Source organism: Streptomyces sp. NPDC004539 (assembly GCF_040610055.1).
Lineage (GTDB): Bacteria > Actinomycetota > Actinomycetes > Streptomycetales > Streptomycetaceae > Streptomyces.
The window spans coordinates 59,773-78,410 of sequence record NZ_JBEXLS010000002.1; the positions used below are offsets into that span (position 1 = coordinate 59,773).

An 18,638-nucleotide genomic window follows, 5' to 3' on the forward strand; every position below is an offset into this window, starting at 1 on the left:
TCGTTCACTCCTGACCGAGTATCGCGGCCGCCGCGTCGACGCCCTCCCGGGTGCCGATCACGATCACCGTGTCACCGCCGGCCAGCCGGAAGTCCGGCGCGGGCGACGGGATCGCCTCCGCGCGCCGCAGCACCGCGACGATCGAGGCACCGGTCTCGGTGCGCATCCGGGTGTCGCCCAGCAGCCGCCCGTTCCACCGGGAGGTCGCCCCCACCTCGACCCGCTCGGCGACGAGCCCCAGGTCGGTCGTGTACAGCAGGCTCGGGCTGTGGTGCGACGGCATCAGCGCGTCGATCAGCGATTCCGCCTCGGCGGTGGTCAGCCGCAGCGACTGGGCACAGGAGTCGGGGTCGTCGGACCGGTACACGTTCACCGTGCGCGTGCCGTCGCGGTGCGCCACGACCGAGATGTGGCGGTGATCGCGCGTCACCAGGTCGTACTGGACCCCGATGCCCGGCAACGGCGTCGACCGGAGGCGTGGAGCAGACACGTTTCTCTTCCCCTTGATGCTGATGTCGGGCCGAGCCTCCCGCGAGCCGCGGAAGCCTTGCCGATGTGTTCCGGACACACGCCCGGAACCGACCATGCTGCCATCCGGCCGTACCGTGGCGATATGGGTGTCATGACGGATGGACCGGTCGGGGGGTGGGCGGCGAGGCTTTTCGCGGGTGCGCCGTGGGCGCGAGGCGGGACCTCGCGGGGCGGGCCTTCACGAGGGCCGAGGAGAGGAGGGGTCGGGGGAGTGTCGCTGTTCTGGCGGATGTTCTGCCTCAACGCGGTGGGTCTGATCGTCGCCGCCGCCCTGCTCCTGGGACCCGTCACCGTGTCCACGCCGGTACTGCCCGCCGAGGCGCTCGTCGTGGCCGCCGGCCTCGGGGTGCTGCTCGTCGCCAACGCCGTCGTCCTGCGGATCGGCCTCGCGCCGTTGAGCCGACTGGGGCGGGCCATGGCCTCCGCCGACCTGTTGCAGCCGGGCGGGCGCGCGGTCGTCGCCGGGCCCGTCGAGACCGCCGAGCTGATCATGACGTACAACGCGATGCTGGACCGGCTGGAGGCCGAGCGGGCCGCCAGCGCCGGGCGGGCCCTGTCCGCGCAGGAGGGGGAGCGCAGCCGGATCGCCCGCGAACTGCACGACGAGGTCGGGCAGACCCTGACCGCCGTGCTCCTCCAGCTCAAACGGGTCGCCGACCGGGGCCCGGACGAACTGCGCGAGGAGATCGGGCAGGCGCAGGAGGCGACCCGGGCCGGGCTCGACGAGATCCGCCGCATCGCGCGCCGGCTGCGGCCCGGTGTGCTCGACGAACTCGGGCTGATCAGCGCCCTGCGCTCGCTCGCCGCCGAGTTCACCACCCATGGCCTGTCCGTCCAGCGCGACCTCGCCGCCGGCCTGCCCCCGTTCCCCGAGGAGTCCGAACTCGTGATCTACCGCGTCGCCCAGGAAGCCCTCACCAACACCGCGCGCCACAGCACCGCCGACCGCGCGGAACTGAGCCTGCGGGCCGTCCCCGGCGGCGCCGAACTCGTCGTCCGCGACAACGGCAAGGGCTTCTGCGGCGCACCCGAGGGCGCCGGCATCCCCGGCATGCGCGAACGCGCCCTCCTCGTCGGCGCCCGCCTCACCCTCACCGACGCCCCCGGCGGCGGCGCCGAGGTCCGCCTGCGCATCCCGGTCGTCCTCCCGCTGGGGCCCCGGGCGGAGCTGCGCGCCGGGTACGGGGACGGCGGGGCGGGCGAGCACGGCCGTACGGAGGACTTCGTGCACCGGGAGTTCGGGGGCGGGTTTCCGCCGATGGCCGTCGACGCGGGGAAGTCGGGGGCCGGGTCCGGGCGGGCGGACGGCTTCGCGGACGCAGCGGACCCAGCGGACGCAGCGGGTCCGGCGTCCGAAGACGCCGGGCGGGCGGAAGAGCACGGGGGACGGAAATGACCGCCTCACCCGCCGGCCGTCCGCCCATCCGTGTACTACTGGCCGATGATCACACTCTGGTGCGCCGAGGGGTGCGGCTGATTCTCGACGGCGAGGCCGACCTGACGGTCGTCGCGGAGGCCGGGGACGGGGCGGAGGCGGTCGAGCGGGCGCGCGCCGGGGACGTCGACCTGGCGGTCCTCGACGTCGCGATGCCCCGGACGACGGGGCTCCAGGCGGCGCGGGAGCTGTCGAGGCGCCTGCCCGACCTGCGGATTCTCATCCTCACGATGTACGACAACGAGCAGTACTTCTTCGAGGCGCTGAAGGCCGGCGCGGGCGGGTACGTGCTCAAGTCGGCCGCCGACCGGGACCTCGTGGAGGCGTGCCGGGCGGCGATGCGCGACGAGCCGTTCATCTACCCGGGCGCGGAGCGGGCGCTCGTACGGTCGTACCTGGACCGGCTGCACCGGGGGGACGGACTGCCCGAGCGGCCGATCACGGAGCGCGAGGAGGAGATCCTCAAGCTCGTCGCCGAGGGGCACACCTCGAAGGAGATCGGGACCCTCCTCTTCATCAGCGCCAAGACGGTCGAGCGTCACCGAGCCAACCTGCTCCAGAAGCTCGGGATGCGCGACCGCCTCGAACTCACGCGCTACGCGATCCGCGCCGGCCTGATCGACCCCTGAGGCCGGGGCCGGTCCTTGGGGGTTCGCCGCCCCGGGGCTCACCCCGCCAGGTCGAACTCCGGGATCAGCTCGCCGACCAGCTCGATGCTGCGCATGACGCTCTCGTGCGACAGCCCGCCGACCTGCTGGAAGCACATCAGCCGGTCGATGCCGAGATCGGCGTACGCCCGGAGCTTCTTGCGGACGGTCTCGGGCGAGCCGACGATCAGGGAGCCCTGCTCGCTGAGCGCCTCGAACAGCTCCTCCTCGGGGACGGTCTCGCCCTGGAGGATGCGGCCGATCGCGAGCTGCGCGGCGTTCGGCCCGGCCGCGGCGCCCGCCTCGGCGCGCAGGAACGCGCCCGCGCGCCCGCCGCCGTCGGGGGAGGCCATCAGTTCCTTCTCGCGGTTCATGTTCTCCAGGAACGCGTCCGCCGCCTCGAAGAACGTCAGCGCGCGGGCCGTGTACCAGGCAGCCGCCGCTGCCGCGCCGTCCCGCATCGCCTGCTCGTCGGTGTCCGCGCAGTGCACGAACGTGAAGAACGCGATCTGGTCGTTGACGAACGCCCCCGCGGGTTCACGGCACTCGGCCGCCGCCGCGCGGTACAGCTCGACCAGCCGGCTGACCCGCTCCAGCGGCTCCCACAGCGTCGTCCCCAGGACACCGACGCCCCGGCGGCCGGCCTCCTCGAACGAACCGGGCGTGGACGCGGCCTGCCACAGCGGGGGGTGCGGGGTCTGGAGAGGCGACGGGACGACGGGGACGCCCCCGGTGACCGAGAGGTCGCCGCCCCAGATGCGCGGGACGGTCTCGAAGACCTCCGCCACCTGCCGGCGCACGGTCGCCGGGTCCACGCCGAACAGCCGCCACTCTGGGGCCGTCGAGCGCGTCAGCCCCAGCTCGACCCGGCCGCCGCTGAGGTGGTCGAGCACGGCGGCCCGCTCGGCGACCCGGATCGGGTGGTTGATCTGCGGGGGCGCCAGCACGGCCGCGTGACCCAGCCGTATGCGCGCGGTGCGCTGCGAGAGCGCGGCGAGGAACAGCTCCGGGGCCGACGACAGGCTGAACTCCTGAGCGCCGTGGTGCTCGACCTGCCACCAGCAGCCGTATCCCAGTGAATCGGCCAGCTCCGCCTGCTCCAGTGCCTGGGTCATCCGCAGGTGCTGGTGATCGGGGGTCCAGGGCTTCGGGTCCTGGATTTCGCTGAAGATGTCGAGCTTCATGTGGGGAGGTCCCTTCAACGGTGCTCCGACCGGATTTGGTCCGATCGTCGCCATCGTACGAAAGCCCACTGACAATCGGACGCGCGGCCTCCGTCCGGCCGACCGGACGTCAGATCCGGGTAAGTGCGCACTGCTTCACCCCTGCCGTCAGGCATGATCGGTGCATGGCGACGGAGGAGAGCGGCGGGGCACGCGCGGGCGCGATCTCGACGGCGCGGGAAGCCGCGAACGACGAACTGGTGCTGGCGTTCGGACGGTTGCAGGGGGCCGCCAACCGGCTGGAGTACATCCTGGGGCGGGCGCTGGAGGTCGAGTGCGGGATCACGCACCTGACCTTCGAGGTGCTGCTGATCCTCGGGCGCGCGGGGGAACCCGGGCTGTCCATGCGGGCCGTGGCCCAGGAGCAGGTGCTGACGACCGGGGGCGCGACGCGGCTGGTGGACCGGATGGAGGCCGCCGGACTCGTCGAGCGGGTCGACGACCCCGGTGACCGCCGGGGGCGGCTGGTGCGGCTCACCGCGCTCGGCGAGGAGACGGTCGTCTCGGCGTCCCGGGTGCATGTCGCGAACATCGAGCGGTACTTCCTGGCGCCGCTTCCGGAAGAGGACCGGGAGCGGTTCGCGGAGGATCTGCGGGTGCTGAGCCATGCGGCGCGGGACATGCTGCCTCGGTTGCCGTGAGGTGGGGTGAGGTGAGGGGCGGTGACGGGCGGCCGGCCGTCGGATGGAGGAGTCCCGGAAATATCTGAGGGGGCAGATACTGTTCCCTCAGGTGAATCGCTCGCGTCCGGTGAGCGTCCCACCCTGTCGAGGTCATCGATGCAGCTCGTCTACGTGTACGACGCCTACTGCGGCTGGTCCCACGGTTTCTCCGCCACCGTCCGCGAGATCGCCGCGCGCCACCCGGAACTGCCCGTCGAGGTGGTCTCCGGAGGGCTGTTCACCGGCCGTCGGCGTGTCCCGATCCGGGAGTTCGGGTACGTCCAGGGCGCCAACGAGAAGATCACCGAACTGACCGGGGCGGTCTTCGCCGAGCCCTATCAGCGGCTCGTCGCGGACGGCTCCTTCGTCATGGACTCCGAGGCCGCGGCCCGTGGACTGGCGGCCCTCCGCGCGGTGGCCCCCGACCGGGTCGTCGAGTCGGCGACGGCCCTCCAGGACGCCTTCTACATCGACGGGCTGAGCCTCTCCGACCCCGCCACCTACCGGAAGCTCGCCGAGGCGCTCGGGCTGGACGCGGACGCCGTCGTCGCGGCTTTCGAGGCTCCACGCGCGCGTGCGGACGCGGCGGCGGACTTCCGGCGGTCCGAGGAGCTGGGGGTGAGCGGGTTTCCCACGCTGCTGGCCGTCGACGGGGAGCGGGTTGTGCCGCTGGCTCGGGGGCGGGCCACGGCTGATGAGGTGGATGCGCGGTTGGGGGCGTTGGGCTGAGGCGCCGGGCGGGGGCAGGGCCGGGGTGGGGTGGGGCTGAGGTGGGACGGATGCTCGCCGGGGCGGGCTCTCCCGCCCGGTGAGAGTTCGCCGCCGCGGTCTTCGTACGCGTACGAATCACCCGTACCGGATGCCGTGCGCGGAAGCGGGGGCGAAGGGTGTCCGAGGCACCGCCTACCCTGGAGCCATGACCAGCAGCAGTGACCGGAGCCAGCCCGTGGACGCGAAGACCTACGAAGTGCGCACCTACGGGTGTCAGATGAACGTCCACGACTCCGAACGGCTGGCCGGTCTGCTGGAGGGCGCGGGCTACGTGCGCGCGCCCGAAGGGTCCGACGGCGACGCCGACGTGGTGGTCTTCAACACCTGCGCGGTCCGCGAGAACGCCGACAACCGCCTCTACGGCAACCTCGGCCGCCTCGCGCCGAGGAAGGCGTCGCGCCCGGGGATGCAGATCGCGGTCGGCGGCTGCCTCGCGCAGAAGGACCGCGACACCATCGTCAAGAAGGCGCCCTGGGTGGACGTCGTCTTCGGCACGCACAACATCGGCAAGCTCCCGGTGCTCCTCGAACGCGCGCGCGTGCAGGAGGAGGCCCAGGTCGAGATCGCCGAGTCCCTGGAGGCGTTCCCCTCCACGCTCCCCACCCGCCGCGAGAGCGCCTACGCGGCCTGGGTGTCGATCTCCGTCGGCTGCAACAACACCTGCACCTTCTGCATCGTCCCGGCCCTGCGCGGCAAGGAGAAGGACCGCCGCCCCGGCGACATCCTCGCCGAGATCGAGGCCCTGGTCGGCGAGGGCGTCTCCGAGATCACCCTGCTCGGCCAGAACGTCAACGCGTACGGCAGCGACATCGGCGACCGCGAGGCGTTCAGCAAGCTCCTGCGGGCCTGCGGCAAGATCGACGGCCTGGAGCGCGTCCGCTTCACCTCGCCGCACCCCCGGGACTTCACGGACGACGTCATCGCCGCCATGGCCGAGACGCCCAACGTGATGCCGCAGCTCCACATGCCGATGCAGTCCGGCTCGGACACCGTCCTCAAGGCGATGCGCCGCTCCTACCGCCAGGAGCGCTACCTCGGGATCATCGAGAAGGTCCGCGCGGCCATCCCGCACGCGGCGATCTCCACCGACATCATCGTCGGCTTCCCCGGCGAGACCGAGGAGGACTTCGAGCAGACCCTCCACGCCGTCCGGGAGGCCCGCTTCGCCCAGGCGTTCACGTTCCAGTACTCCAAGCGCCCCGGGACGCCCGCGGCGACCATGGAGGGCCAGATCCCCAAGGAGATCGTCCAGGCGCGCTACGAGCGCCTCGTCGCCCTCCAGGAGGAGATCTCCTGGGACGAGAACAAGAAGCAGGTCGGCCGCACTCTCGAGCTGATGGTCGCCGAGGGCGAGGGCCGCAAGGACGACGCCACCCGGCGCCTGTCCGGCCGCGCCCCCGACAACCGCCTCGTCCACTTCACCAAGCCCGACCAGGACGTCCGCCCCGGCGACATCGTCACCGTCGAGATCACCTACGCCGCCCCGCACCACCTCCTCGCCGAGGGCCCCGTCCTCGACGTCCGCCGCACGCGCGCGGGCGACGCCTGGGAGAAGCGCACCGCCGAGAAGGCCGCCGCTCCGGCCGGCGTCATGCTCGGCCTGCCGCAGATCGGCGTGCCCGCGCCGCTGCCGGTGGCGACGGGCGGGTGCAGCGTCGGCTGACGGCGTCTGCGGGGGCTGGTCGCGTCTGCGGGGCTTGAGGTGCGGGAGCCGGCGCTCACGCGCGTGCTCCGGAGCGCCCGGTGGTGCCGGTGCGGCGGGCGTGCATCCGCTGGTCGCCTACGGTCAGTTCGAGACGATTCTGACGCGGGTCCCGGCGGGGGAGGCGGGCGAGGGTGGTGCGGAGGGGGCGAGGGGTGGTGCGTCGGGACGGTACCGGTTCGTCGGATCGCATGCGTAGCGACGAAACGGGCACGTCCCGGCCTGCCGCGTCGGGCCGCTACCGCATCGTCCTGACGATCGCGTGTGGTCGGTACGGTTCCGTCCTCGCGGCGGCGTCGCGTCGCTACGGTTTCGTCCCGACGCCTACGTCCCGACGGACCGGCAGCGTCCCGACGCTCGCGTGACGCCGATCCGGTCCCGTCCCGACGTCACCGCCGGGGCGTACCCCATCCGTATCCGACCGACCCGTATGTGACGTGTGACCGCTTCCCGGGGATACGCTGCCGATCATGCTTGTCGCCGCCGCAGTCTGTCCCTGTCCGCCGCTCCTGGTGCCCGAGATCGCCGGGGGCGCCGCGCCCGAGCTGGACGCCGCGAGAGCCGCCTGCACGGACGCGCTGGGCGTGCTCGCCGCCTCCCGGCCCGACCGGCTGGTGGTGGTGGGTCCCGCGGCCGAGCACGGGTGCGGCCCGTACCCCGAGGGGACGCCGGGTTCGTTCCGGGGGTTCGGTGCCGACATCGTCGTCCGGCTGGGGCGGGGCGACGGCGAGGCGGGTGACGTGGGGGCCGGCCGGCTGCTGCCGCCGTCGCTCGCGGTGGGGGCCTGGCTGCTGGGGCGGGCCGGCTGGGGCGATGCCCCGATCGAGGGACTCGGGGTGGGGGAGCCGTTCGGGGCCGAGCGGTGCGTGCGGACCGGGCGGGAGGTTGCCGGGCGGGCCGGGCGTGTCGCGCTGCTGGTGATGGGCGACGCCAGCGCCTGCCGGACGCTCAAGGCGCCGGGCTACCTCGACGAGCGGGCGGCGCCCTTCGACGCGGAGATGGGGCGGGCGCTCGGCAAGGCGGACGTCACCGCGCTGGAGACCATGGACGTCGAGCTGGCCCGTCAGCTGATGGCGTCGGGCCGGGCGCCCTGGCAGGTGCTTGCGGGGGCGGGGAAGGACGCCGGGCTGAGCGGCGAGCTGCTGTACGAGGACGCGCCCTACGGGGTCGGGTACGTGGTCGCGACCTGGTCGTAGGGCGCCGGGGACGGGCCGGCGGACGGTCCCGGGAGACCGTCCGCCGATGGCTGTCCCGGACGTCGGTCAGGAAGCCGGGGGCGGAGAGCTCGGCGGGGTGCCGGTCGTGCCCTCGTCCTTGTGCGCGAGCTTGTCCACGGCGCCCTTGGCCTTGTCGGTGCCGGAGTGGATCTTCTCGCTGTACTTGCCCTTGGTCCGCTCGTCGACCGCCTTGGCGGCCTTGTCGATGCCGTCCTGGATCTTGCCGCCGTGCTGCTGGGCGAGGTCGGAGACCTTGTCCTTGGCCGGACCGAGCTTGGCCTTCAAGTTGTCCATGAGACCCATCGGGTCACCTTCCCTCGTGGTAGGTCATCCGCAACCGACAGAAATTCGCAAAACGCCCATATCCGTTTCACACGGTACTCGTGCCCCTCCGATCCCGTCACCTCGCCGGTGCGAGTACGGCCCGCGAGGTTTGCGAGACTGGTGCCGTGAGCAGCGCACCCCCCGCCCCCCGAGTCATCGCCGTCGTCGGACCGACCGCGGCCGGCAAATCCGATCTGGGCGTCTTCCTGGCCCGGCGCCTGGGCGGTGAGGTCGTCAACGCCGACTCCATGCAGCTCTATCGGGGGATGGACATCGGTACCGCCAAGCTAACGATCGAGGAGCGCGCCGGAGTTCCCCACCACCTCCTGGACATCTGGGACGTCACCGAGACCGCCTCGGTCGCCGAGTACCAGCGCCTCGCCCGCGAGCGCATCGACGCCCTGCTCGCCGAGGGCCGCTGGCCGATCCTCGTCGGCGGCTCCGGCCTGTACGTCCGCGCAGCCGTCGACAACCTGGAGTTCCCCGGCACCGACCCCGAGGTCCGGGCCCGCCTGGAGGAGGAGCTGACACTGCGCGGCTCCGGCGCCCTGCACGCGCGCCTGGCCGCCGCCGACCCCGACGCCGCGCGGGCGATCCTGCCGGGCAACGGACGCCGGATCGTCCGGGCGCTCGAAGTGATCGAGATCACCGGCAAGCCCTTCACAGCCAACCTCCCGGGCCACGACTCGGTGTACGACACCGTCCAGATCGGCGTCGACGTCGCGCGCCCCGAACTCGACGAGCGCATCGCCCGGCGGGTCGACCGCATGTGGGAGGGGGGACTCGTCGACGAGGTGCGCGCACTGGAGGCGCAGGGGTTGCGCGACGGGCTCACCGCCTCGCGCGCGCTGGGCTACCAGCAGATCCTCTCGGCGCTCACCGGGGAGTGCACCGACGACGAGGCGCGGGCCGAGACCGTCCGCGCCACCAAGCGCTTCGCGCGCCGTCAGGATTCGTGGTTCAGGCGCGATCCGCGGGTGCACTGGTTGAGTGGGGCCGCGGCGGACCGGGAGGAACTTCCGCGCCTCGCATCGGCGTTGGTCGAACGACCGGTCACAGCCTGATCACGTCATGGCATCGGGACGCCCAGGCCGTCATCCGGGCCTGTCGTGCCGTGCCATCATCGAGCTTCGATCGACCAAGTGGAGTCCGAGTTGGGAGGGCGCGTGGCGATGGAGGCCGGCCCTCGCGACACCGCACAAGGCACCGAGAACCGCGCATCCGGGCGGGACGAACGGAAGCCGGACGACGTCCTTCCGGACGCGGACGGGTTCCCCGCCGAGGCCGACGGCTCTCCTCGCCTGATCGGCGGCATCCCCCGACCGGGCGGACGTGACAACGACGCCTCCGGACTCCGGGACACCCTGCCGGACAGTGATCTCCCCGAGCCCGCGGACGCCTTCCAGGAGCCCGTCACCGACCTCTCGGACACCGACGGCGGACTCACCTCCGACGGCCCCGACGACACGGACGAGACACCCGACGGCGTCACGGACGACGGACCCGAGCCCGAGGAGATGTTCGCCTCCGGCCCCGAGGTCGAGGTCGAACTGCGGCCCCAGCGTCGGCTGCGGATCTGGCAGCTCGCCCCGATCGTCGCCCTGGCCACCGTCGGCTCCCTGATGTTCGCCTTCCCGCTCGCCTTCGACTTCGGCGACAGCGGCGCCGTCGTCGCCATGCTCGGTCTGCTGATCTGCTCGTGCGCCGCGGGCTGGGGCATGATGGCCGCCCGCCGTGTCGGTTACACGTGGCCGGGACTGCCCCTGAGGGGCTCCGGACGCCGTCCCGACTGGCGTGTCGTCCTCGGGTACGTCGTGATGGTCGCCGCGGCCGTAGCGCTCGCCGTCTGGCGCGTCGCCCGGCTCCGCTGAGGCACGCGCGCGTGGAGCGTCGCCGTCACCCCGTGTGAGCGGCGCTGTCGTACCCACGCCGTACGATCGAGGAATGAGCACGCGGATCGCCTTCCTCAAGGGGCACGGGACCGAGAACGACTTCGTGATCGTCCCGGACCCCGAGAACGCCCTGGACCTCCCGCCCGCCGCCGTGGCCGCCCTGTGCGACCGCCGCGCGGGCATCGGCGGCGACGGGCTGCTGCACGTCGTACGGTCCGCGGCGCACCCCGAGGCGCGCGCGATGGCGGCCGAGGCGGAGTGGTTCATGGACTACCGCAACGGCGACGGCTCGGTGGCCGAGATGTGCGGCAACGGCGTGCGCGTGTTCGCGCGCTACCTCCAGCACGCCGGACACGTCGAGGAGGGCGACCTCGCGGTCGCCACGCGCGGGGGCGTCAAGCGCGTCCACATCGACAAGGAGGGCGACGTCACGGTCGGCATGGGCCGCGCCCGCCTCCCCGAGGGCGACGTCGAGGTGGCCGTCGGCGAGCGCCACTGGCCCGCCCGGAACGTCAACATGGGCAACCCGCACGCCGTCGCCTTCGTCGACGACCTGGCGCACGCGGGCGACCTGCTCACCGCCCCGCCCGTCAGCCCCGCCTCCGCCTACCCGCAGGGCGTCAACGTCGAGTTCGTCGTCGACCGGGGCCCGCGCCACGTCGCCCTGAGGGTGCACGAACGCGGCTCGGGCGAGACCCGCTCGTGCGGCACGGGCGCGTGCGCCGTCGCCGTCGCCACCGCGCGCAGGGACGGCGCCGACCCGGCCGCCGCCGGAACACCCGTGACGTACACCGTGGACGTGCCCGGTGGACGGCTCGTCATCACCGAACAGCCCGACGGCGAGATCGAGATGACCGGCCCCGCCGTGATCGTCGCCGAAGGAACGATCGAATCCGGATGGCTGGAAGACGCCTCCCGTCGGCGCGCGTAGCGGCTTCACTTCGCAGGCAGGGGCGGCCCGGCACCGTACGGGACCGCCCCTTTTCGCGCACCCGGAGGCTGGAATGCGCGACTCCCTCCGGCCACAGTGGCGCGAAACAGTCAACCACCGGAGTGTCGCTCGAATGGGTGATCCGTTTCACGCTCGGCGAGAGGCGGTCAGCCGCGCATGGTGGGCTCGGTAGCATCAAGCACCGGCCCGGACGGGAGACCGAAACCAGTCCCCGAGCCGTGTCCGCCCTGGGGCACTCGTCCGCCGGTCCACGCAGCCGGAGGTGCCCATGAGTGCGGAGGCGACGAATCCCGCGACCCCAGGCCCGGTGGTGCCCGCCGTCCCCCGACGGCGCAGCCGCCCCCGTATCGACCTGCGCAGGCTGGGTCGTGCCGCCTTCCTGGGCCCGGCCACCAGAGGCCGCCTGCCCGACGCGATCGGCCACGTCGTCGAGGCCCATCGCGCCCACCACCCCGAGGCCGACCTCGAACCGCTGCGCCGCGCGTACGTGCTCGCCGAGTCCTCGCACCGCGGCCAGATGCGCAAGAGCGGCGAGCCCTACATCACCCACCCCCTCGCGGTGACGCTGATCCTCGCCGAACTCGGCGCGGAGACCACGACGTTGACGGCGTCCCTGCTCCACGACACCGTCGAGGACACCGATGTGACGCTCGACCAGGTGCGCGACCAGTTCGGCGAGGAGGTCCGCTACCTCGTCGACGGCGTCACGAAACTGGAGAAGGTCGACTACGGGGCCGCCGCCGAGCCCGAGACGTTCCGCAAGATGCTGGTCGCCACCGGCAGCGACGTACGCGTCATGTCGATCAAACTCGCCGACCGGCTGCACAACATGCGCACCCTCGGAGTGATGCGCCCCGAGAAACAGGCGCGCATCGCCAAGGTCACCCGGGACGTCCTCATCCCGCTCGCCGAGCGCCTCGGCGTCCAGGCGCTCAAGACCGAGCTGGAGGACCTGGTCTTCGCGATCCTCCACCCCGAGGAGTACGCGGGTACGTGCGTGCTGGTCGACGGCAACGCCTCCCGCGCGGACGACCCGCTCGCCGAGATGGCCGAGAGCATGCGCGCGGTGCTGCGCGAGGCAGGCATTCAGGCCGAGATCCTCATCAGGCCGCGGCACTTCGTCTCGGTGCACCGGGTCTCCCGCAAGCGCGGCAGCATGCGGGGCTCCGACTTCGGACGGCTCCTGGTGCTCGTCAACGAGGACGCCGACTGCTACGCCGTCCTGGGCGAGCTGCACACCTGCATGACGCCCGTCGTCTCCGAGTTCAAGGACTTCATCGCCGTACCGAAGTTCAACCTCTACCAGTCGCTCCACACGGCCGTCGCGCGCGAGGACGGGCAGGTCGCCGAGGTGCTGATCCGCACGCACCAGATGCACAAGGTCGCCGAGGCCGGCGTCGTCGCCCTCGGCAACCCCTACGCGGCCCCGGTGGAGGAGCAGACGGCGAGCGACGAGCGCGTCGACCCGACCCGGCCCGGCTGGCTCTCCCGGCTCCTCGACTGGCAGGAGGCCGCGTCCGACCCGGACACCTTCTGGTCGACCCTGCGCGAGGACCTCGCCCAGGACCGTGAGATCACCGTCTTCCGCCCCGACGGCGGCACGCTCGGCCTGCCCGACGGGGCGACCTGTGTCGACGCCGCGTACGCGCAGTACGGCGAGGACGCGCACGCCTGCATCGGCGCCCGCGTGAACGGCCGTCTGGCGACCCTCAGCACCGCTCTGCGGGACGGGGACACCGTCCAGCTCTTGATGGGCCAGGACCCCGCCTCCGAGCCCTCCAGGGAGTGGCTGGAGCACGCCCACACCCCCGCGGCGCGGATCGCCATCCAGCGGTGGCTGTCCACGCACCCCGCGGAGGGGCGCGGTGCCGTCCGGGAGGAGACCCCCGAGGACGCCGCCGCACCCGAGGCCGCGCCCGGCGCCCGGGGCCGCGGCGGCCGGCGCGGCGCCGACGGGCCGTTGCCGCATCCGTCGACCGCCGCGCGCGCGGGGAGCACGATCTCCGTCGCCGGGCGGCCCGGGGTGAGCGTGCGGCTCGCCGGGTGCTGTACGCCCGTCCCCGCCGACGAGGTCACCGGGTTCGCCGTGCGCGGGGGAGTCGTCACCGTCCACCGCGTCGAGTGCGCCGCCGTCGCGCGCATGCGCGGTGCCGGGCGGCCCGAGGCCGACGTCCACTGGGGTGACTCCACCGAGTGCCGGGTCACCCTCGTAGCGGAATCGTTCGGCCGCCCGCATCTCCTGGCCGACCTCACCGAGGCGATCGCCCTGGAGGGCGCCGAGATCGTCTCGGCCACCGTCGAACCGCCCTCCCAGGGGCGCGTCCGCCACACCTACACCCTCGAACTCGCCGACGCGGGCGCGCTGCTCACCCTGATCCGCGCGATGAGAAACGTTCCTGGGGTGTACGACGTGAGCCGGGCGCAGCACCACGCGGGGGTGCACTGAGGGGCGGGCACCGGACGCCGGGGGCACCGCGCGGAGCACGGGCGGCACGCGCGCGTGGGGCGTGACACCGGACGCCGTTCCACCCCCCCTCCGGCGCGCAGGAACGTCCCTCCCCGGCAACTCGGCCCTCCCGGACAACCCGTTCGGGTGGGCCGGACGCGAGTCGGCGCCGTGCGGGGCGGGCGCGCTGGTAGCGGTGGGGCATGCTGCGCAGCCCTCGAACCGAAGCCCCCGGGACGACCGATCCCGCACCGGCCGATTCCTCCGCACCCCGCGCCACCCGCCGCCCCGGACCTCGCCGTCCCGGACCCCGCCGCCTCGCCCGGGCGGCCTTCGTCGCCTCCGCGCTCTCCCTCTGCCTCGTCGCCGCGAGCGCTCCCCCCGAGCAACTCGGCATCGGGGACCGGCTGTTCCCGAACCTCGGCAACCCGGGGTACGACGTCGCCGCGTACGACCTGGAATTCACGTACCCCGGGAGCAACGACAAACCGCTGCGCGCGGTGACGACGATCGACGCGTGGACGACGGCGCGCCTGGAGCACGTCAACCTGGACTTCGCGCACGGGGACGTCGAGTCGGTCGAGGTCGACGGCGAACCGGCGACCTACGCGCGCGCGGGCGAGGACCTCGTCGTCACCCCGCAGCGCCCCCTCCCGGAGGGCAGCTGGATGCGGATCACCGTCCGGCACACCAGCGACCCGATGCCCCCGGAGGACGGCGAGGGCGGCTGGGTGCGCACCTCGGACGGGCTCGCCATGGCCAACCAGGCGGACGCCGGGCACCTGGTCTTCCCCTGCAACGACCATCCTTCCGACAAGGCGATGTTCACCATCAGGGTGACCGCCCCCGACGGCTACACGGCCGTCGCCAACGGCCTGCCCGCCGGCGTCGACCGCGCGCGCGGGTCCACGACCTGGACGTACCGCACCCAGCACCCCATGGCGACCGAACTGACCCAGGTCTCCATCGGCCGCTCCAGCGTCCTGCACCGCGAGGGACCGCACGGGCTGCCCGTCCGGGACGTCGTCCCGACGGCGGACCGCAAGGCCCTGGAGCCCTGGCTGGCGAAGACGCCGGGCCAGATCTCCTGGATGGAGTCGAAGGTCGGCCCCTACCCGTTCGAGACGTACGGGCTGCTCATGGCGGGCGCCACCACCGGGTTCGAGCTGGAGACGCAGACCCTGTCGCTGTTCGAGAAGGACCTGTTCACCGAGCCCGGCTACCCCGCCTGGTACGTCGAGTCGATCATGGTCCACGAACTGGCGCACCAGTGGTTCGGCGACAGCGTCTCCCCGCGCACCTGGTCCGACCTGTGGCTCAACGAGGGGCACGCCACCTGGTACGAGGCCCTCTACGCCGAGGAGAAGGCGGGCCGCACGCTGGAGGCCCGGATGAAGGCCGCGTACGGCGCGTCCGACCGCTGGCGCGCGGCCGGCGGCCCGCCCGCCCTCCCGAAGGGCCCGGAGCCGGGACAGAAGATCAGCATCTTCCGGCCGGTCGTCTACGACGGCGCGGCCCTCGTCCTCTTCGCCCTCCGCGAGGTCGTCGGCCGCCCCGCCTTCGAACGGCTGGAGCGCGCCTGGGTGACCGAGCACCACGACGGCGTCGCGAGCACCGCCGACTTCACCCGCCTCGCCGAACGCGTCTCCGGCCGCGACCTCGCCGCCTTCTTCGACGCCTGGCTCTACGGCACGAAGACCCCGCCGATGCCCGGTCACCCGGACTGGAAGTCCCAGACGCCGACCCCGGCGAAGCCGGCCCGGGAGACCCCGGCGGACCGCCGCGGACGGCCCTGAGAATGCCCCCGGGGCGGCGGTCCGCACACCGGCCAGCCGCCCCGGCCCGGGAGCCCGTGGAGCCCCGTGGATAAGCCGGTGACGCGGCGGGGCGGGGCGTGCGAACATTTTCGGGCCGGCGCGGTACGGGGCCGCAGCGCGGGGAATCTTCCGCGGGCCTCGTGCGTTGAGCAGGGTGACAGGCGCCCGAGCGGCATCTCCGACGACGTAAGGACCCAATGACCTCCTCTTCTTCTTCCCAGGACACCCAGCGCGCCGCGCACTCCTATGCCGACGGTCTTCGGGCCGATGCCCTGATGGAAGAGGACGTCGCCTGGAGCCACACGGTCGACGAGGAGCGTGACGGCGACCAGTTCGACCGCTCCGAGCGAGCGGCCCTGCGCCGCGTGGTGGGCCTCTCCACCGAGCTGGAGGACGTCACCGAGGTCGAGTACCGCCAGCTGCGGCTGGAGCGGGTCGTCCTCGTCGGCGTCTGGACCACCGGCACCGCACGCGACGCGGAGAACTCCCTCGCGGAGCTCGCCGCCCTCGCCGAGACGGCCGGTGCGTACGTCCTCGACGGCGTGGTCCAGCGCCGCGACAAGCCCGACGCGGCCACCTTCATCGGCTCCGGCAAGGCCCAGGAACTGCGCGACATCGTCCTGGAGAGCGGCGCCGACACCGTGATCTGCGACGGCGAGCTGAGCCCCGGCCAGCTGATCGCCCTCGAAGACGTCGTCAAGGTCAAGGTCATCGACCGTACGGCCCTGATCCTCGACATCTTCGCCCAGCACGCCAAGTCCCGGGAGGGCAAGGCCCAGGTCGCGCTCGCGCAGATGCAGTACATGCTGCCGAGGCTGCGCGGCTGGGGTCAGTCCCTGTCCCGGCAGATGGGCGGCGGCAAGGGCGGCGGCCTCGCCACCCGAGGCCCCGGTGAGACCAAGATCGAGACGGACCGGCGCCGTATCCGCGAGAAGATGGCGAAGATGCGCCGGGAGATCGCGGAGATGAAGACCGGCCGCGAGATCAAGCGCCAGGAGCGCAAGCGCCACAAGGTGCCGTCCGTCGCCATCGCGGGCTACACCAACGCTGGCAAGTCCTCGCTCCTCAACCGCCTCACGGGCGCGGGCGTCCTGGTCGAGAACGCCCTGTTCGCGACCCTGGACCCGACGGTGCGCCGCGCGGAGACCCCGAGCGGCCGCCTCTACACCCTGGTGGACACGGTCGGCTTCGTCCGGCACCTGCCCCACCACCTGGTCGAGGCGTTCCGCTCCACGATGGAGGAGGTCGGCGAGTCCGACCTGATCATCCACGTCGTGGACGGCTCCCACCCCGCCCCGGAGGAGCAGCTCGCCGCCGTACGCGAGGTGATCCGGGACGTCGGCGCCACCGCCGTCCCCGAGATCGTCGTCATCAACAAGGCGGACGCCGCCGACCCGCTCACGCTCCAGCGGCTGCTGCGGATCGAGAAGCGCTCCATCGCGGTCTCCGCGCGCACCGGCCAGGGCATCGCCGAGCTGCTCGCGCTGATCGACGAGGAGCTGCCGAGGCCGTCCGTCGAGATCGAGGCGCTCGTGCCGTACACGCACGGCAAGCTGGTCGCCCGCGCCCACACCGAGGGCGAGGTCGTCTCCGAGGAACACCTCGCGGAGGGCACGCTGCTGAAGGCCCGGGTCAACGAGGAACTGGCCGCGGACCTCGCGCCGTACATCCCGGCCCAGGCGCTCTGACGCGGATACGACGAAGCGCCGCCCCCACTCCCGGGGGCGGCGCTTCGCCATGTCGTCAGCCGGCGGACTTCTCGCTCACCGACTCGTACACGCCCTTCGCGACGTCGCCGAGGTGCGGTCCCGCGAGCCAGCCCGACGTGGCCGGGCCGATCGACGTGTTGGAGACCAGCGCGGGCTTGCCGTCCGAACCCTTCGCGACCCAGCCGCCGCCGGAGGAGCCGCCGGTCATCGTGCAGCCGATGCGGTACATCGTCGGGTCCGCCGTCGTCAGCGAGAGCCGGCCGGGCTTGTCCGCGCACTGGTACAGCTTCTGCCCGTCGAAGGGCTCCGCCGCCGGGTAGCCGGTCGCCGTGATGCTCCCGACGTCCGCGACCGCGGGGGCCGCGAAGTCCACCGGCAGCGCTCCGCCGACCGTCTCCTCCAGCGACTTCCCGGAGCCGCCCTTCTCCGGGGTGACGTGGATGACCGCGAAGTCGTACGCCGCGCCGTCACCGCCCGTCGGGCCGCCCTGCGCGATCCACTGCTGGGAGGTCTGCGCCCAGTCGCCCCACCACACGCCGTAGGGGGCCACCTGCTCACGCGTCGCCGTCTTGAGCGCCGACGTCGGTATCGCGCTGTCGTTGTACGACGGGACGAACGCGATGTTGCGGTACCAGCCGCCGTTCTTGCCGGCGTGCACGCAGTGGCCCGCCGTCCACACCAGGTTCGACTTGCCGGGGTGCGCCGGGTCCTTCACGACCGTCGCCGAGCAGACCATCGAGCCCTCGGGGGAGTCGAAGAGCAGCTTGCCCGCCTCGGGCACGTTCGCGTGGTACTTCGCCGCCACCGCCTTCGCGTCCACCGGCGCGGGCTCCGGGTCCGTCACCCCCTGGTCGCCCGAGAGGTCACCGGCGGCGACACCGCGGTCCGGGTCCTGGGCGTCCCGCATCCGGTCGGGGTCCCACAGGCCCTCGATGATCGGGTTGATGAAGTCCTGGGCCTCGCGCAGCCAGTCGTTCTTGTCCCAGTTCTTCCAGGCGCCGTTCTTCCACTTGTCGAGGTCGATGCCGTGCTGCTTGAGCCGGTCCAGGAGGTCGCCGGGGATCTGGATCTTCCCGCTGTCGGAGGCGGAGGCCGCCGCGGACGGCGATCCGCTCGCCTGGTCGTCCCCGTTGCACGCGGTGGCGGTGAGCACGAGGACCGAGGCCAGGGCGACCGCGGACAGCACGGTCCTGTGCCTTCGACGAGCGGTGAACGGCGGCCGTATGGATGGCATTTCTGAACTCCCCCTGCTTTCTGCGATCTTGGAGCCGTGCCGTGCGAAACCGGCCCCCCGAACGGCGAGTTCGGGA

Annotated in this window: 15 protein-coding genes and 1 pseudogene; 12 read left to right on the forward strand and 4 right to left on the reverse strand. The window is 72.7% G+C overall.

Translation table 11 applies throughout. The features are described 5' to 3' along the window. Positions 1 to 4 precede the first annotated feature (4 nt). A complete protein-coding gene (locus ABZX85_RS04010; RefSeq protein WP_355862387.1) occupies positions 5 to 490 on the reverse strand; it encodes a TrkA C-terminal domain-containing protein in 486 nt (161 codons plus the stop codon). A gap of 252 nt (positions 491 to 742) precedes the next feature. Here ABZX85_RS04010 and ABZX85_RS04015 point away from each other — a divergent pair. After that, positions 743 to 1,669: pseudogene (locus ABZX85_RS04015) on the forward strand (sensor histidine kinase); the annotation flags it as partial. A gap of 254 nt (positions 1,670 to 1,923) precedes the next feature. Next, positions 1,924 to 2,595, forward strand: coding sequence for a response regulator transcription factor (locus tag ABZX85_RS04020; protein WP_355862388.1), 672 nt, complete (start codon positions 1,924 to 1,926; stop codon positions 2,593 to 2,595). Between the two features lie 38 nt (positions 2,596 to 2,633). Here ABZX85_RS04020 and ABZX85_RS04025 read toward each other — a convergent pair whose 3' ends face one another. After that, on the reverse strand, positions 2,634 to 3,797 hold the full coding sequence (locus ABZX85_RS04025; protein WP_355862389.1) for an LLM class flavin-dependent oxidoreductase: 1,164 nt from the start codon (positions 3,795 to 3,797) through the stop codon (positions 2,634 to 2,636). A gap of 164 nt (positions 3,798 to 3,961) precedes the next feature. Here ABZX85_RS04025 and ABZX85_RS04030 point away from each other — a divergent pair, with 164 nt between their 5' ends. The 4 genes from ABZX85_RS04030 to ABZX85_RS04045 all read left to right on the forward strand — a co-directional run bounded on the left by ABZX85_RS04030 (position 3,962) and on the right by ABZX85_RS04045 (position 8,167). Further along, the gene (locus ABZX85_RS04030) at positions 3,962 to 4,477 is read left to right on the forward strand and encodes a MarR family transcriptional regulator (protein ID WP_355862390.1); all 516 of its coding nucleotides are present in this window, start codon (positions 3,962 to 3,964) and stop codon (positions 4,475 to 4,477) included. Between the two features lie 138 nt (positions 4,478 to 4,615). After that, the gene (locus ABZX85_RS04035; RefSeq protein ID WP_355862391.1) at positions 4,616 to 5,227 is read left to right on the forward strand and encodes a DsbA family protein; all 612 of its coding nucleotides are present in this window, start codon (positions 4,616 to 4,618) and stop codon (positions 5,225 to 5,227) included. 187 nt (positions 5,228 to 5,414) lie between these two features. Beyond that, complete coding sequence (gene miaB / locus ABZX85_RS04040; RefSeq protein WP_355862392.1) at positions 5,415 to 6,932, forward strand: tRNA (N6-isopentenyl adenosine(37)-C2)-methylthiotransferase MiaB; 1,518 nt, start codon at positions 5,415 to 5,417, stop codon at positions 6,930 to 6,932. Between the two features lie 509 nt (positions 6,933 to 7,441). Next, a complete protein-coding gene (locus ABZX85_RS04045) occupies positions 7,442 to 8,167 on the forward strand; it encodes a class III extradiol dioxygenase subunit B-like domain-containing protein (RefSeq protein ID WP_355862393.1) in 726 nt (241 codons plus the stop codon). A gap of 66 nt (positions 8,168 to 8,233) precedes the next feature. Here the strand turns inward: ABZX85_RS04045 and ABZX85_RS04050 are convergent, their stop codons facing one another. After that, positions 8,234 to 8,491 carry an antitoxin gene (locus ABZX85_RS04050; protein ID WP_355862394.1) on the reverse strand — a complete coding sequence of 86 codons (258 nt, stop codon included), beginning with the start codon at positions 8,489 to 8,491 and terminating at the stop codon, positions 8,234 to 8,236. A 146-nt stretch (positions 8,492 to 8,637) separates the two neighbouring features. Here ABZX85_RS04050 and miaA point away from each other — a divergent pair, with 146 nt between their 5' ends. The 6 genes from miaA (at position 8,638) to hflX (ending at position 17,307) form a co-directional block, all read left to right on the forward strand. Then, complete coding sequence (gene miaA / locus ABZX85_RS04055; protein ID WP_355862395.1) at positions 8,638 to 9,576, forward strand: tRNA (adenosine(37)-N6)-dimethylallyltransferase MiaA; 939 nt, start codon at positions 8,638 to 8,640, stop codon at positions 9,574 to 9,576. A gap of 300 nt (positions 9,577 to 9,876) precedes the next feature. After that, entirely contained in the window at positions 9,877 to 10,383 is a 507-nt protein-coding gene (locus ABZX85_RS04060; protein ID WP_355863080.1) for a hypothetical protein, read from the forward strand. 73 nt (positions 10,384 to 10,456) lie between these two features. Beyond that, a complete protein-coding gene (dapF, locus tag ABZX85_RS04065; protein WP_355862396.1) occupies positions 10,457 to 11,335 on the forward strand; it encodes a diaminopimelate epimerase in 879 nt (292 codons plus the stop codon). Positions 11,336 to 11,624: 289 nt separating this feature from the next. After that, positions 11,625 to 13,802, forward strand: coding sequence for an HD domain-containing protein (locus tag ABZX85_RS04070; protein WP_355862397.1), 2,178 nt, complete (start codon positions 11,625 to 11,627; stop codon positions 13,800 to 13,802). 203 nt (positions 13,803 to 14,005) lie between these two features. Continuing rightward, positions 14,006 to 15,598: a M1 family metallopeptidase gene (locus tag ABZX85_RS04075; protein WP_355862398.1), complete on the forward strand. Its 1,593-nt coding sequence runs from the start codon at positions 14,006 to 14,008 to the stop codon at positions 15,596 to 15,598. Positions 15,599 to 15,816: 218 nt separating this feature from the next. Then, the gene (hflX, locus tag ABZX85_RS04080) at positions 15,817 to 17,307 is read left to right on the forward strand and encodes a GTPase HflX (RefSeq protein WP_355862399.1); all 1,491 of its coding nucleotides are present in this window, start codon (positions 15,817 to 15,819) and stop codon (positions 17,305 to 17,307) included. A 55-nt stretch (positions 17,308 to 17,362) separates the two neighbouring features. Here hflX and ABZX85_RS04085 read toward each other — a convergent pair whose 3' ends face one another. After that, complete coding sequence (locus tag ABZX85_RS04085; RefSeq protein WP_355862400.1) at positions 17,363 to 18,562, reverse strand: hypothetical protein; 1,200 nt, start codon at positions 18,560 to 18,562, stop codon at positions 17,363 to 17,365. Between the last annotated feature and the right edge of the window lie 76 nt (positions 18,563 to 18,638).

Bases quoted from the DNA above. Each gene is read 5' to 3' on its own strand.
- ABZX85_RS04020 (WP_355862388.1), top strand. From the start codon at position 1,924: ATGACCGCCTCACCCGCCGGCCGTCCGCCCATCCGTGTACTACTGGCC.
- ABZX85_RS04030 (WP_355862390.1), top strand. From the start codon at position 3,962: ATGGCGACGGAGGAGAGCGGCGGGGCACGCGCGGGCGCGATCTCGACG.
- miaB (WP_355862392.1), top strand. From the start codon at position 5,415: ATGACCAGCAGCAGTGACCGGAGCCAGCCCGTGGACGCGAAGACCTAC.
- ABZX85_RS04035 (WP_355862391.1), top strand. From the start codon at position 4,616: ATGCAGCTCGTCTACGTGTACGACGCCTACTGCGGCTGGTCCCACGGT.
- dapF (WP_355862396.1), top strand. From the start codon at position 10,457: ATGAGCACGCGGATCGCCTTCCTCAAGGGGCACGGGACCGAGAACGAC.
- hflX (WP_355862399.1), top strand. From the start codon at position 15,817: ATGACCTCCTCTTCTTCTTCCCAGGACACCCAGCGCGCCGCGCACTCC.
- ABZX85_RS04070 (WP_355862397.1), top strand. From the start codon at position 11,625: ATGAGTGCGGAGGCGACGAATCCCGCGACCCCAGGCCCGGTGGTGCCC.
- ABZX85_RS04075 (WP_355862398.1), top strand. From the start codon at position 14,006: ATGCTGCGCAGCCCTCGAACCGAAGCCCCCGGGACGACCGATCCCGCA.
- ABZX85_RS04085 (WP_355862400.1), bottom strand. From the start codon at position 18,562: ATGCCATCCATACGGCCGCCGTTCACCGCTCGTCGAAGGCACAGGACC.
- ABZX85_RS04045 (WP_355862393.1), top strand. From the start codon at position 7,442: ATGCTTGTCGCCGCCGCAGTCTGTCCCTGTCCGCCGCTCCTGGTGCCC.
- ABZX85_RS04050 (WP_355862394.1), bottom strand. From the start codon at position 8,491: ATGGGTCTCATGGACAACTTGAAGGCCAAGCTCGGTCCGGCCAAGGAC.
- ABZX85_RS04025 (WP_355862389.1), bottom strand. From the start codon at position 3,797: ATGAAGCTCGACATCTTCAGCGAAATCCAGGACCCGAAGCCCTGGACC.